Origin of the sequence: Turicibacter sp. T129 (assembly GCF_025594975.1) — a bacterium.
Classification (GTDB): Bacteria; Bacillota_I; Bacilli_A; order MOL361; family Turicibacteraceae; genus Turicibacter; species Turicibacter bilis.
Map to the genome: position 1 here is coordinate 34,945 of NZ_JAMQUU010000028.1, position 14,069 is coordinate 49,013.

Here is a 14,069-nt window from a genome sequence, read left to right on the forward strand (position 1 = left end):
GGGGAAGGGTGAGAAAGGTGAAACAACGATATCAAGCAGTGAATTGGAACGCACCAGATCATCAATTTTATGATGATTTATATTTAAAGCAAACCGAACAGTTTTGGCTACCTGAGGAAATCCCAGTCTCAGAAGATAAATCAACATGGGAAACATTAGCTCCTGAAGTTAAAGTTACGTATGAGCGAATCCTTGCAGGATTAACGTTATTAGATACAGAACAATCGACAGGAATTCAAAAAATTGCTGAAAAATCACCAAGTCTTTTTGTGAAAAGTATTTTAGCGTTATTTGCAGGATTTGAGAGTATTCATGCGAGGTCGTATTCAACTATTTTTCAAACCTTGTGTACGACAGAACGAATTGACGAATTATTTGACTGGATCGAAGAAACAAAATCCCTTCAACAAAAGGTTGATCGGATTATGAAGACTTATTACAGCATTGAAAATGAAGAGTCTCTTTTTATGTCGATGGTAGGTTGTTTATGTTTAGAGGGAGTTTGCTTTTATAGTGGATTCTTTTTACCGTTATGGTTAGCGGGACAAGGGAAAATGGTGAATAGTGGAGAAATTATTAATCTAATTTTACGTGATGAAAAACTTCATACCGTTGGTGTTGGCTTTTTTGCGCAGGAATTATTTGCAACATTTGATGCCGATAAGCAGCAAGAACTTAAAGCAAAAACTTATTCAATGATTCAGGATATTTATGAAATTGAGTGTGATTACTCAAAATTGTTATATAAAGAAATTGGAATGCTAGATGATGTGCAGACGTACATTCAGTATAATGTGAACTATGCATTACAATGCCTGAACTTTGATCCGCTATTTGAAACAACTGAACAAGATATTAATCCAATCGTAATGAATGGAGTTTCAGTTGAAACAAAGAATCATGATTTCTTCTCAACAAAAGGGAATGGTTATATTAAAACGACGAAGGTAGAACCATTACAAGATTCAGATTTTGAGTTTTAATGTGAAGCACGCGTAATAATGATTACAACATAAAACCTGTTTTTTCTACAAAATAAGCTATTTTATAAAAAAGTAGCTTATTTTCTTTGTATAACCAGTCGATTTCGACGTGAAAGCGCGTCATTTACCAGAAGAATTTTGTCGAATTTTGAGGGATTCGAAAAAACATTACGAATGGCGTCAAAATCATGGAAAAAAATACATAATACTGTTGATTTTGACTGTTACATTGGATAAAATTTGTTTATAGTCATAGGGAGAAAACAGGTAACGAGGTGATATTGTGCAAACAATTTTGTTGGTTAGTGTCATCATAATCATATTATTAATTGGATTAGGAATGTTAATCTATTTCTTGATTCCAAAACAAGGTGAACAACAGCAAGTTAAGGATGAAATTGAGGAACACTTCGTAACTGATGAGCAGTATTCAAATGAGCGAGTGACTGTTGTCGATGTGCAATTTAAAGGATATAATGGAAAATTTACATATGCAGTGATGCAACAAGAAATTAGAAAGGGACAATATGTATTAGTTTTAACACAGGATGGAATTCGTTGTGCAAAAGTAATTACGGATCCAAAAAGTATTAAGACTAATCAACTTTCATTTCCACCATTTTTATTACAAACCATTATTTGTGTAGCAGATGAGGCAGACTTAGAATACTATAATTAGGTAAATAGAAGATGATAACCTCACTAAAACTTTCTCGTTGAGAAAGTTTTTTTTATATAAAGCTAAAAAAATTGAAGATTCGATTGAAAAAAAAGGCGAAGTATGATACATTTATTCATGGCATAAAAATACACACACATATGGAGCGAATTGTCGAGTGCTATGAATTATAGTGGCAATTAGTGATGAAGTATGTGGCGGCCGAACAAATTTAAATTTAGGAGGAACTTACAATGGCTATTATCTCAATGAAGCAATTGTTAGAAGCAGGGGTACACTTCGGACACCAAACTCGTCGTTGGAACCCAAAAATGAAAAAATACATCTACACAGATCGTAACGGAATCTACATCATCGACTTACAAAAAACAGCTAAGAAATTAGATGAAGCATACTACGCTTTACAAGAAGTTGCTAAAGATGGTGGACGTGTTTTATTCGTAGGAACTAAAAAACAAGCTCAAGAAGCTGTTAAAGAAGAAGCTATCCGTGGTGGACAATTCTGGGTTAACCAACGTTGGTTAGGTGGAACTTTAACTAACTTCAAAACTATCCAAGCTCGTATCGCTCGTTTAGAAGAGTTAGAAACTATGGAGCAAGATGGTACTTTCGAAGTATTACCTAAAAAAGAAGTTATCACATTACGTAAAGAAATGGATCGTTTAAATAAATTCTTAGGCGGAATCCGCGATATGAAAGAATTACCAAGCGCAATCTTCGTAATCGATCCTCGTAAAGAGCGTATTGCAATCGCTGAAGCTCGTAAATTAAACATCCCAGTATTCGGTATCGTAGATACTAACTGTGATCCTGAAGATGTTGATTACGTAATCCCAGCTAACGATGACGCTATCCGTGCGGTACGTTTAATCGTTGGTAAAATGGTTGATGCAATCATCGAAGTTAACCAAGGTTCTGCTGAAGAAGTAGCTACTGAAGAAGTAGTTGCTGAAGAAGTAGTAGCAGCTGAGTAATTTGATAATGAATACCTTTTTCTCAATATGAGTTAAAGGTATTTTTTTTGAAAACTACTTAATCATTAATAACGTTCAGAATGATAATTTAAAATTAAGTGAATAAAGCTTTTAGAAACCTGTTACAATAGATAGGGAGTATTTAAGACTGAATTCGTTTAAATAAGTGATTGAGGTATTCAATGACTTGCAATATTTGTGTTTTTTTGTTATTATCAAGAAGATGCAACTATAAGCAAACTCTAAATTTTTATAAAAAACATTAGGAGGAATCATAATGGCAATTACAGCGGCTATGGTTAAAGAATTACGTGAAAAAACTAGTGCAGGTATGATGGACTGTAAAAAAGCATTAGTAGAAACAAATGGAGATATGTCTGCTGCAATCGATTGGTTACGTGAGCGTGGAATCGCTAAAGCGGCTAAAAAATCTGATCGTGTAGCAGCTGAAGGATTATGTTCAGTAGCAATCGAAGGAAACACTGCAGTTATCTTCGAATTAAACTCAGAAACTGATTTCGTTGCTAAAAACGAACAATTCTTAACTTTATTAGATAAATTAGGAAAAATCTTAGTAGCTAACAAACCTGCAACAGTAGAAGAAGCTTTAGCAATCGAAGTTGAAGGAACTACTGTAGATGGAATGTTAATCGAAGCAACTTCAACAATCGGAGAAAAAATTACTTTACGTCGTTTAACTGTTGTTGAGAAAGCTGACAACGAATTCTTCGGATCTTACTTACACATGGGTGGACGTATTGCTGCGTTAACTGTTGTTGAAGGTAAAGAAGAAGTAGCTAAAGATGCTGCAATGCACGCTGCTGCAATCAACCCTCAATACTTAACTGTAGAACAAGTTCCTGCAGAAGTTGTAGCTAAAGAACGTGAAATCTTAACTCAAGAAGCATTAAACGAAGGAAAACCAGCTAACATCGTTGAAAAAATGGTTGAAGGACGTATCCGCAAATTCTTAGCAGATGTATGTATGTTAGAACAACCATTCGTTAAAGATGGTGATGTAACAGTTGCTAAATTTGCTGCAAACAACGGATCAACTATCAAATCATTCATCCGCTTAGAAGTTGGAGAAGGAATTGAGAAAGTTGTTGCAAACTTCGCTGAAGAAGTAATGAGCCAAGTTCGCGCATAATTACGATTCATATTTAAGGGACACAGCACTGTGTCCCTTGCTTTGGATATAAAAGGATGAGAAAGTGGGTGCCGTAATGTCTGCATATAAACGTGTTGTTTTAAAGCTTAGTGGTGAAGCTTTAGCTGGAGGAAAAGGGTTTGGTATCGATGCCGAAACTGTACAACAAATTGCTTTACAAATTAAAAGTGCTTACGAAACTGGTGTAGAAATTGCCATTATTGTAGGTGGAGGAAATATCTGGCGTGGTAAAACGGCTAGTGAAATGGGGATGGAACGCTCAAGTGCTGACTATATGGGGATGTTAGCGACAGTTATGAATGCCTTAGCTTTACAAAATGCTTTAGAAGCTTGTGGAATTCAAACGCGTACACAAACATCAATTCATATGAATCAAATTGCTGAGCCATATATCCGACGTCGTGCTATTCGCCATTTAGAAAAGGGACGTATCGTGATTTTTGGTGGAGGAACAGGGAACCCTTATTTCTCAACAGATACAACGGCTGCTCTTCGTGCGGCTGAAATTAATGCCGATGCTATTTTAATGGCTAAAAACGGTGTTGATGGAGTTTATAACGATGATCCTCGTTATAATCCAAAAGCAACTAAATACGATGAATTAACGTATTTAGAAGTATTAAATCAAGGATTACAAGTTATGGATTCAACAGCGGCTTCTTTATGTATGGATAATGATATTGAATTATTAGTGTTTAATATGAATGAATCTGGGAATATTAAGAAAGCCGTTGCTGGTGAACAAATTGGAACAATTGTAAAGGGGAGATAATCATGCCTAAAAATGTATTAACAAATGCTGAAACTCGTATGAGCAAAGCAATCGACTCATTAAAACGTGAATTCGCAGTTTTACGTACAGGTCGTGCTAGCGCTGCTTTATTAGAAAACATCCAAGTGGATTACTACGGAATGCCAACTCCAATTAATCAAATGGCACAAGTGACAGTTCCTGAAGCTCGTCAATTAGTGATTAAGCCATATGATAAATCAACATTATCTTCTATCGAACGTGCCATCAACGAGGCTAACATCGGATTAACTCCAAACAACGATGGAGAAGTTATTCGTTTAAACGTACCTGCTTTAACAGAAGAGCGTCGTCGTGAATTAGCTAAAAAAGTTAAAGGATTTGCTGAAGATGCAAAAGTAGCAATCCGTAACGTACGTCGTGATGCAAACGATGATCTTAAAAAATTACAAAAAAATGGTGAGATCACAGAAGATGCATTAAAAGGTTACACAGAAGATGTACAAAAATTAACTGACAAGAAAATCAAAGAAGTAGACGCTGCAGCGGACGAAAAAGAAAAAGATATCATGTCAATCTAGTTTTATAGGACTACCTATTTGGTAGTCTTTTTTATTTTTAAAAAGTTAAATTAGGTATAGATGGTTAAAAACTAGAATAAATTGAATTGTAATTAAAGCGGGATAGGGAGGAATTGAGGTGGGAATTCAAGAGTATCATACCTTTTATGATTACATGAAACAGGCTAACTTAACTGCCAGCGAAGAGGATTATATTGAAATGATTTATCGATTAGCACAGCCTAATAAAATAGAAATCAGAGTAAATGAATTAGCAACTTCATTAAATATAAAATCATCTTCTGTGACCAAGATGATAAAAAAATTGAATGAAAAGAATTTAATTATATATGAACGTTATGGGAAAATTCGTTTAACAAATGAGGGATGGAAAGTCGCTCAGTATTTATATCAACGGCATCATCTAATCTATCAATTTTTACAAGAGATTGGTGTTCAACAAGATTTATTAGATGAGACAGAAAAAATGGAACATACAGTGGGGCAAGAAACCCTTCAGTGTTTGAATAAATTAATAGATTTCTTTATTCGTTTTCCTCAGATTCGAGAACAGTTTCATCAGTTTAAAAAAAGACAATGAATATTGTCTTTTTTTTCATTTTTTTAGAATTGTCACGTATGATGATAAGGAATAATGTAAAGGACACGAAGGAGTGTTAATATCATGTTTAGATTTAAAGATGTGGGTTATTTAACAGATGGAGAAATTGATTTAATCATTGAAAAAAAAGTTCCAGCTCATCTTGAAAAATTCGCCGCACCATCCTACCATTTTCAAATTAAACAGCATTTAATGCCTTATGAGATTGGAAAAATTGATATTCGAGTTGGATATAATGAAAATACATTTTATGGAGGAAATATAGGGTATGAAATATATCCCCCTTATCGTGGTCATCATTATGCAGCTAAAGCTTGTCAAATTATTAAACGAGTGGCCCAATTACATGGGATGAATTATCTGTATATTAGCTGTCTTCCAGATAATCTTCCATCAAATAAGACGTGTCAACGTTTAGGAGCTCGATGGTTAGGGAACTACGTCGTTCCTTTTCATCTTGAAATGTATATGATGGGCGTTCGAGAGATTAATGTTTATGAATGGAATTTGAATGCCTATAATCGTTGATATTATCATATTCTTGAGTTTAGTGCTTAATCAAAGCGTTCAATACTTGCTAAAAATATGTTCCATTTCCTTTTAACTAAAATTCATATGAAATGGAGACTAATTTATGGCTACTAAAACGGTAAAAAATAGGCTTAGAATCAATCAAACTAAAGAGATGACATTGAAACAACTTTATGACGAACATATGGAGTATAGCAAGGCTAGAAACTTTAGACCACAAACCCTAGAGAATAATGAATTTAACTTTATTGTGCTATCAGATTACTTTGGAGAGGATTGTTTAATTGAGGATATAACACCAAAGGCTATGAATGGTTATATCAATTATTTAACTAATGAACGTGGAATCAAGGTTATTAGTGTCAATGAAAGACTTAAGTATATTAGAAAACTCATGAATTATGCTTATAAGTGTGGTTATTGTGCTAAGTTTAATATTGAGTTGCTAAAGGATACAACGGAGAACAAAACCCCACTAACACAAGAGGAAGTGCAAAAGCTAATTGCTAAGCCAACTAAAATGACCTTTTCAGAGGTAAGGTCATGGGCAATAGCTAATTTAGTTTTATCCTGTGGTATTAGGTCACGTAATGTTAGAGAGGTTAAAGTTAGTGATTTAGATTTACACAATCGTACGCTTTATTTAAGGGATACAAAGTCGCATAAGCCACAAACGATTTACTTGAGTCATAGTATCATTAAAATACTTAATGAGTGGCTTAAGATTACTCAACTAAAAGGTGATAGTCCATTGTTTCCTACGGTTTATGGGGAAGAGTTAAGTAATAGGTCACTAAAGAACCTATTTAGAGCGTATGCACGTTCTAGGGGAGTTGAAACGTCATTACACATCCTAAGACATACTTATGCTCGTGATTTAGTAAAGGCGGATGTTAATCCTATGATTATCAAGGAATTATTAGGACACCACTCTCTTGAGGTCACACAACGCTACATCAAGTTATTTAGTGATGATATACGTAAGGCAACAGATGGACTAGACACATTAGTACAATATCAAAAGAATCGTATCAAGCTAGGAGGTAGCAAATAATGCTAACTCTTAGGTATAATCCCGCTTCTGAACGATATGATTGTTATGATAACGGTGAGTATGTGTCTACATTGACTTGTGGCACTAGGTTTAATCTTTATGCTGATGATGAGGATATATTTGTAGCGGGAAGAATTGAACATCATAATGTGAATGGATATTACTTCATATGTCATGAAGGATATGTAACTTATTTATATAGTGAAATGCAAGGCACTCTTAGTTGAGTGTCTTTTTATGTAATAGTAATATTTCATTTGAAATCTATGAGTATAATAAGTTCTAAATTCTATAAAAAATATAACCTATTTTCTTATATTCTATCGCAATCACTGGATAAATCTGTTAAAATTATCAATATAAGGTATATATTGGGAGTGAGTGTGTTGGAGAAGTTAAGAACTAAAAAAACAGATAGAAATTTATCGCAAATTAAAGATTTTGTAGATAGAGGAAAAATTGTCTTACAACCTGAATTTCAAAGAAATTATGTTTATAGTGAAGAAAAAGCTAGTAGTGTTATTCAAAGTATGTTATTAGGAATGCCTCTTGGAGTCATATATCTAGCTGATATTGAAGGAAAGAATATTTGTGTAGATGGGCAACAACGATTAACCTCAATGATAAACTTTATAAAAGGCGACTTTTCATTGAAAAAATTAGACGTATTAGAAGAATTAAATGGAAAAATGTTCAAAGATTTAGATGAAAAAACACAAGATGCAATTTTAGATTATGATATGTTTATTGTTACGATTGAAGATTGTACTTATGAACAAATTTACTTCTTATATGAAAAGTTAAATATGGGGGCAGTTAAATTAAATGCTCAAGAGATTCGTCGATGTGTTTATCATGGTGCTTTTAATTCAATGTTAGAAGAATTAGTCGATGATAAGAACGAGGCAAGTATCGTTCGTCATCATTTATCATATAGCAAAAATGACCGTTTAAAAAGAGTGGAGACACTTCTCAATATTTTAGCTATTACAGATAATCCTAATTATAAAACTTCTCGAAGAAGACTTTTAAATGAGTATATGGATAAGCATGTAAAAGATAGTGAACAAGAAACTTTGAAAGTTAAAAATCAAATCTTAAAAACATTTAGGCTCATTGATGATGTATTAGGTGATAGAGCTTTTAAGTATAAAGGAGAAACTAAAGCTAACAATAACTTAACTTATGGAATTTATTACAGCTTTTCACAATTTAATCACCAATTAATTAGAAATCATGCTGATGAAGTGAGAGAACTCTTAACTAATCTTACTCAAGATGATATTTGTATACGTAACCCTAATGGTAATGTTAATGGTGATGCAAAAGGAACTCGTCATTCACTTATTCAAGTATTTGGACGTTTAGAATCTTGCTTAGATAAGTATGAAAAAGAACTTCAACGTACCTTCCCAAAAGAATGGAAAGATATTCTTTTTGAAAATCAACATGGAGCGTGTGGAATTTGTGGACAACAAATAGTGAATATGGATGTTGCTGAGATTGACCACATCATTCCCTTTAGTCGAGGTGGAAAAACTACTCTTGATAATGCACAATTAGCTCATATGCACTGTAACCGTAGTAAGGGAAATACTATTTAAATTGCTTGTTTATTAAATCTTAATAAATAAATTGGAACTTCAAGTAAATTCCCACTTAGACTACTTATTTGAATGTTTTTAAATCCATAAAAAGGAATTTTGTTGAAGATATAGTTAATTTGTTATAAAATAGATACGTGCTCTATTATGAGTACAATTTAAGGAGGGTCTCAATTCACATGTCGTACTTAACTAGTCTGTCGTCATGGACATTTATTTAACGGGTTAAGGAGGTGAATTGATGGAGCAACAAAATTCATTTGATGGATTAATTGGTATGCTTAATGCCTTAACAAAATTATGTTTTGTGCTATTAATGTTTACCGTTGTTGTTTTATTATCCAAATCCAAAAAGTCTGCCTAGTGTAGGCTTTTTTTATTTTACATTGGGCATACTGACTAATGTTATAAATTTTAATATTATAGAGGTGATTATCTAATGGAAAATACAAGAGAATGGTTTGTTAAGAATCGTGATTTATATGTATATAAATTAGAATGTCCATGTGCTAATTGTGGAAATAAAGCTACCCACTTACATCATATTGTGCAACTATCTAAAGGTGGAACAAATTTAGATTCTAATATTATTCAGTTATGTCAACCTTGCCATGAGTTAATACATAATGTTAAATTCTTTAAACGTGAAAAAATGACTTTTAATGATTTGCCTTTAGACTTTGAATATTACTATGGAATGTGGGCAAATAATGAAATAACTAAATTAGAGTTTATGGATTGCATGAATGTTAAACGATATAAGACGATTAATAAATATATTAACCTATTTGAAGCGGAACTAGAGCGTAGATGGGCTGAAGAAGATAAGATGAAAGTGAATTGAATAGTATAAAAGGCACTAAATTAAGATAGTGCCTTTTGTTATGCTATTAAGAGTAAAAAGTGTCAAAATAACATTTAATTATAACGTTTAATACGAAAGTGTCAAAATATATTGACTGATAGTTTAAATGATGATACAGTCTCGGTATCAAATAAAGTATAGTTTAAATGGCACTTTGGAGGAATAACATGGCTACATATTTTTATTTACGAATTAGTACAAAAGAATCAAATGACAAGCAATCATTCGTACGACAAGAGAAATCACTAAAAGCATATGCTCAAGCTAATGATATGATATATAGTGAGCGTTATGTCTATAAAGATGATATGAGTGGTTCTACATTCAATCGTAAAGAATGGCTAGAGTTAGAGAGTAATCTGAATGAGAATGATACAATTATTTTTAAAGAAATCTCACGTTTCACTAGACAAGCGGAACAAGGTTATAAGAAATATATGGAGCTAATGAATAAGGGGATTAACTTAGTATTCGTTGACAATCCAACGGTTAGCACTGAATATATTAAGCAATTAACGTCAATCGCAAATAGTCAACAATTAGTAGCTAAAACAGCGTTAGAAAGCACAATCAAGTTATTATTAATCGTTGAACTAGACCGAGTACAACAAGAGCGTGAAATTATCGTCAAGCGAATTAAGCAAGGTATTGAAGCTAGTGATAAGAAACAAGGTCGTAAGGTTGGTCAATTAGATAAAATGTCAAATGAGCTAAGAGATGATATTGTTAGATTCATTAGTGATAGAACGATTAAGCAAGTAGACCTCATGAATAAACATAATATTAGTCGTAACACATTAAAAAAATACGTTGAAATTGTTAAAAACGAACAAAAGCATTAACTACGGAAAATATCGTAGTTAGTGCTTTTTATTATGCTTAGAATATCGTTCTGAGCTATTTCTGTATGTTCTGCGAGGTTCTAGTATCGGATTGAATGATAATAAGGTGGGGGGATGGTTTACAACTAGAAGGTAATCTGTCGCATTAGAGAAAGGTTATCACTCATCCATTCTCACACGATTCCAAAATTGAGAACGCTCATTAGGGTGTCACAAAAATGCGAATCTTTAAAGTTAATCAATAGTTAAAGCATTAATTAATTAGAATTATTTACTTATGTTTAAGTGTAAATAATTCTAAACAATAAAAAAGAGCAACGTGCCATAGGTTAGAGAATGACCATAGTTGCTCTATCGTATTAGCTCTTGCGTAGCGTTGCTTACGCTTAGTGCTTACACGAAAGCATATGCTAGGTTATATTATAAATATGACACTTGCGACATGATTCGACTAAAGTTATCAATAAATATTTAATCAGAGATTAAATGTGATTTTTGGAAAATCCAAGGTTTTTAATAATTACCACTTTTGTAGAAATCTTCTAAAGCCAATAGCATCAATAGTTTTAGGATATGGGGATATTTCAGGGGTAGGGAGAAAAAACAAAAGTCTAAAAACCCCAAGTTCTTCTTGGTATCTGAAATGGTATTATGTTTTTCGATATAGGGTAGGAAAGTAGTGTGAAAACTAAAGTGTAGCGAAAACTTCAAATAAAAACACATGTTAATCCACTATCAAAAACATGATAATACCAACGTTTTTGAGGTGTTCGTTATAAAAATGCAACCATTTTTGGTATTTACTATAAAAATACATATAGGGTAGGAAGAGGTAATCATATGCTCTCCCTACCCTCGATATGTTTTTCCTTAATTAACACTTTCATATTTCATTCTTTCATTTTTCTTAACCTTATTTTCCAGAGGTCTAATTTCGATTAGACCTCTTTTTATTTTTACCAACAAAAGGGTAGTAAACAAAATTATACAAGGAGATGTATTATATGCAATTAAACAAACAAGAGATTTATGTAGGGCAAGTATTTAAAAACTATGGTGAGATGTGTGAGAAGTTGAACATCAAGCGGTATAAAGCTGGGTGTCATATGCAAATGGTTCAACTAACCAAACTTAAAGCATATTTCGACTTTGAGCGAGTAGAAGTTGATGGAGTAAAAACCCATCAAATTAGAATTACAAAAGTCTATGCTAATGAGGTGCTAAGCATTGGACTAGATAAGAGTAAGCATCAAGAAGCCATTGAAGTGCTAGAAGCCTATGATTTACTAGGGTAATATCACATTAGAATTAATCAATAACAATCAATCATAAAGGAGTATTACATATGGCATTATTAGTAGCAATTATTATGACATTAATCTTCATGAATCATGCGAACAAGAGAATCGCAAAAAGTGACTTATATATTATCAATCAGTTGCTTAATAAACAATAGGAGGAATCACGCATGGAAAATAAACGACACTATATTATTAAATCAATCTACTTAGCTAAATACTTACAACAAAAGGGATTTGAACTTGTGAAAGTTAAGATGAATAAGTTCTATCCAAAGCATAACGTGTTCTTATTTGAGAGTACGGAAGAATTACACCAAGCTATTAGTGAGTATCATAACACGAGAGAAGAACTACGAGCATTAGAGCAACGCTTGTGTCATGATATTCATGAATAATCACAATATACAACTAAATCACAATGAAGAGGGATGTATGCCTTTCTGAACGATTCTGATACGTTCTGCGAGGTGTTATCCCTTTTTGTATATAAACTAATCAATAACAAAATAAATCGAAACACGAAAGGATATGTGAATGTAATGATGATTTTAAGAAAACTTTCGTTCAAAAGGAGAACGAGTATTAATGACAACTACAACTATCAACACTGGAGTAAAACTTAACTTAAAAGAAGGAACGTACACCTATGTACAACTAATGGAATTAACTGGTTGGTGTTATAACACGCTTCCTGCTACTAGAGCTAAACAATTGTTAGAACTACAACGTCATTGTTTAATTCAAAAGGTAGGGAAAGGTAGAGCAACACGTTATCACATTATTAAAGTTTATGATAACCCAACTACTCAAGATGTTTTCTATCGACCAAACCGAGAATTATATTCTAACCTTGCTCAAGTTTTAATCCCTCGTGAATTATTGAAGTATGGTGAAATGATTGTTTACAAGGTTCAATTTGGAAATCAAGTGTACATTGGTTCAACATTTGATATCATGACACGATTAAGTCAACACTTCAATAATCATGTGAATGAACATACTTATCATATGTTAAAACGTGGAGGAACGTTTGAAATGTTAGAACACATTACAACAACCGAAGAGGATTTAAGAGCAAGAGAGATTGAATACATTAAAGAGTATAAAGCGTGTGGTGTATTTACTGTCATTAATAATCAACACGCTAAAGGTGAATAATCAATCAATAATCATAAGTACCTATTGCTAAGTGTGGTAGGTGCTTTATTAATATCAACTAAAATAACGGAGGAATAACACATGAACAATAAAAATACAAAATTTGATTTATCGCAATTAACACCTGAATTAATGGAGCAATTCATGGAATTTTATGAGAACTTACAAGCAACTAAAGTAGAGGAAGTTAAACAAGAGACTAAATCTAAAGTTAAAGGTAAAAATCAACTATTAAAGCCTACGAGTAGAGCAACATTAAGAAGCAAATATAAAGGTGATGCTATTGAGCTAGTTAATATGACCAGTGGATCTGTTACAATGGGGAGCAAGAAGAGTCATATGATTTATCAATGGGATAACTATGAAGATGTAGATTATGTTGAATTTGATGACTTGATGCACAATGTAGAGTTATTAAAACGTGGACTTGTGGCTATTGTTGAATATGAGCAATATAGCGATATTATTGAGGTTCTAGGGCTTGAGAACGCTATGACATTTGCACACTATCGTAAGAATATTGATGAGTTTGTTGAGCTAGATGTTAATGAAATGGAACGTACTTTTGAATCATTTAGTCGTGAAGCTCAAAATGAATTGATGTGTGCTATCATTAGTCAAGCTAAAGATGAAGATAGTTCACTTTATGATAGTGTTCGATTGAGAAATAAAGTTTGTGAAGCATTGGGATTAGATTCATACTTCTTAGAGTAGAACGAGAGCGTATGGGGTGGGCATAGAACGTAGTGATAAATGCCTACCTCTAGCTTGAGTGGTTAGAGAATAAATTGATTATACGGCACAGCCACCTGTTCGCATTGAAGTAAACTTCAACGCTCATTGTCTAAATTGTTTATGCTCTAAAGGGATGTCGGTTTCGACAAGGTCTCACCGCCACCACGCATAAAGCAATTTATCCAACTGAAAGTTTTGTATTTAAAAAAATATGAAATAATGTGAAAAAAATCACTTTT

18 protein-coding genes are annotated in these 14,069 nt (G+C 32.9%); all 18 read left to right on the forward strand.

Translation table 11 applies throughout. The features are described from left to right. The first annotated feature begins 17 nt into the window (after nucleotides 1-17). Nucleotides 18-983 carry a class 1b ribonucleoside-diphosphate reductase subunit beta gene (gene nrdF / locus NEH75_RS05855; protein ID WP_055241459.1) on the forward strand — a complete coding sequence of 322 codons (966 nt, stop codon included), beginning with the start codon at nucleotides 18-20 and terminating at the stop codon, nucleotides 981-983. 283 nt (nucleotides 984-1,266) lie between these two features. After that, nucleotides 1,267-1,662 (forward strand): hypothetical protein, encoded by a 396-nt coding sequence (locus NEH75_RS05860; protein WP_055241457.1) that lies wholly within the window; start codon nucleotides 1,267-1,269, stop codon nucleotides 1,660-1,662. A 233-nt stretch (nucleotides 1,663-1,895) separates the two neighbouring features. Next, nucleotides 1,896-2,636, forward strand: coding sequence for a 30S ribosomal protein S2 (gene rpsB, locus NEH75_RS05865; protein ID WP_055241456.1), 741 nt, complete (start codon nucleotides 1,896-1,898; stop codon nucleotides 2,634-2,636). Nucleotides 2,637-2,913: 277 nt separating this feature from the next. Further along, nucleotides 2,914-3,786, forward strand: coding sequence for a translation elongation factor Ts (tsf, locus tag NEH75_RS05870; RefSeq protein ID WP_055304348.1), 873 nt, complete (start codon nucleotides 2,914-2,916; stop codon nucleotides 3,784-3,786). A 76-nt stretch (nucleotides 3,787-3,862) separates the two neighbouring features. Next, nucleotides 3,863-4,579, forward strand: coding sequence for a UMP kinase (pyrH, locus tag NEH75_RS05875; RefSeq protein WP_055241452.1), 717 nt, complete (start codon nucleotides 3,863-3,865; stop codon nucleotides 4,577-4,579). Between the two features lie 2 nt (nucleotides 4,580-4,581). After that, complete coding sequence (gene frr / locus NEH75_RS05880; protein ID WP_055241450.1) at nucleotides 4,582-5,139, forward strand: ribosome recycling factor; 558 nt, start codon at nucleotides 4,582-4,584, stop codon at nucleotides 5,137-5,139. 118 nt (nucleotides 5,140-5,257) lie between these two features. After that, nucleotides 5,258-5,719: a metal-dependent transcriptional regulator gene (locus NEH75_RS05885; protein WP_144436935.1), complete on the forward strand. Its 462-nt coding sequence runs from the start codon at nucleotides 5,258-5,260 to the stop codon at nucleotides 5,717-5,719. A gap of 84 nt (nucleotides 5,720-5,803) precedes the next feature. After that, nucleotides 5,804-6,268, forward strand: coding sequence for a GNAT family N-acetyltransferase (locus NEH75_RS05890; RefSeq protein WP_055241448.1), 465 nt, complete (start codon nucleotides 5,804-5,806; stop codon nucleotides 6,266-6,268). A gap of 106 nt (nucleotides 6,269-6,374) precedes the next feature. Continuing rightward, a complete protein-coding gene (locus NEH75_RS05895) occupies nucleotides 6,375-7,325 on the forward strand; it encodes a tyrosine-type recombinase/integrase (RefSeq protein WP_262948624.1) in 951 nt (316 codons plus the stop codon). Further along, the gene (locus tag NEH75_RS05900; RefSeq protein ID WP_262948625.1) at nucleotides 7,325-7,552 is read left to right on the forward strand and encodes a DUF5348 domain-containing protein; all 228 of its coding nucleotides are present in this window, start codon (nucleotides 7,325-7,327) and stop codon (nucleotides 7,550-7,552) included. The genes NEH75_RS05895 and NEH75_RS05900 overlap by 1 nt, the downstream gene beginning before the upstream one ends. 159 nt (nucleotides 7,553-7,711) lie before the next feature. Then, nucleotides 7,712-8,929, forward strand: a complete 1,218-nt coding sequence (locus NEH75_RS05905; RefSeq protein WP_262948626.1) for a DUF262 domain-containing protein — start codon at nucleotides 7,712-7,714, stop codon at nucleotides 8,927-8,929. Between the two features lie 241 nt (nucleotides 8,930-9,170). Beyond that, a complete protein-coding gene (locus NEH75_RS05910) occupies nucleotides 9,171-9,293 on the forward strand; it encodes a hypothetical protein (RefSeq protein WP_262948627.1) in 123 nt (40 codons plus the stop codon). A gap of 75 nt (nucleotides 9,294-9,368) precedes the next feature. Then, nucleotides 9,369-9,773 carry an HNH endonuclease gene (locus tag NEH75_RS05915; RefSeq protein WP_055241438.1) on the forward strand — a complete coding sequence of 135 codons (405 nt, stop codon included), beginning with the start codon at nucleotides 9,369-9,371 and terminating at the stop codon, nucleotides 9,771-9,773. Nucleotides 9,774-9,961: 188 nt separating this feature from the next. Beyond that, complete coding sequence (locus NEH75_RS05920) at nucleotides 9,962-10,636, forward strand: recombinase family protein (protein ID WP_055241436.1); 675 nt, start codon at nucleotides 9,962-9,964, stop codon at nucleotides 10,634-10,636. A 1,004-nt stretch (nucleotides 10,637-11,640) separates the two neighbouring features. Then, entirely contained in the window at nucleotides 11,641-11,931 is a 291-nt protein-coding gene (locus NEH75_RS05925) for a hypothetical protein (protein WP_262948628.1), read from the forward strand. A 173-nt stretch (nucleotides 11,932-12,104) separates the two neighbouring features. Beyond that, nucleotides 12,105-12,332, forward strand: coding sequence for a DUF5659 domain-containing protein (locus tag NEH75_RS05930; protein ID WP_262948629.1), 228 nt, complete (start codon nucleotides 12,105-12,107; stop codon nucleotides 12,330-12,332). Nucleotides 12,333-12,522: 190 nt separating this feature from the next. Continuing rightward, nucleotides 12,523-13,095, forward strand: coding sequence for a GIY-YIG nuclease family protein (locus tag NEH75_RS05935; protein WP_262948630.1), 573 nt, complete (start codon nucleotides 12,523-12,525; stop codon nucleotides 13,093-13,095). An 81-nt stretch (nucleotides 13,096-13,176) separates the two neighbouring features. Next, nucleotides 13,177-13,809 (forward strand): hypothetical protein, encoded by a 633-nt coding sequence (locus NEH75_RS05940; protein WP_262948631.1) that lies wholly within the window; start codon nucleotides 13,177-13,179, stop codon nucleotides 13,807-13,809. Nucleotides 13,810-14,069 lie beyond the last annotated feature (260 nt).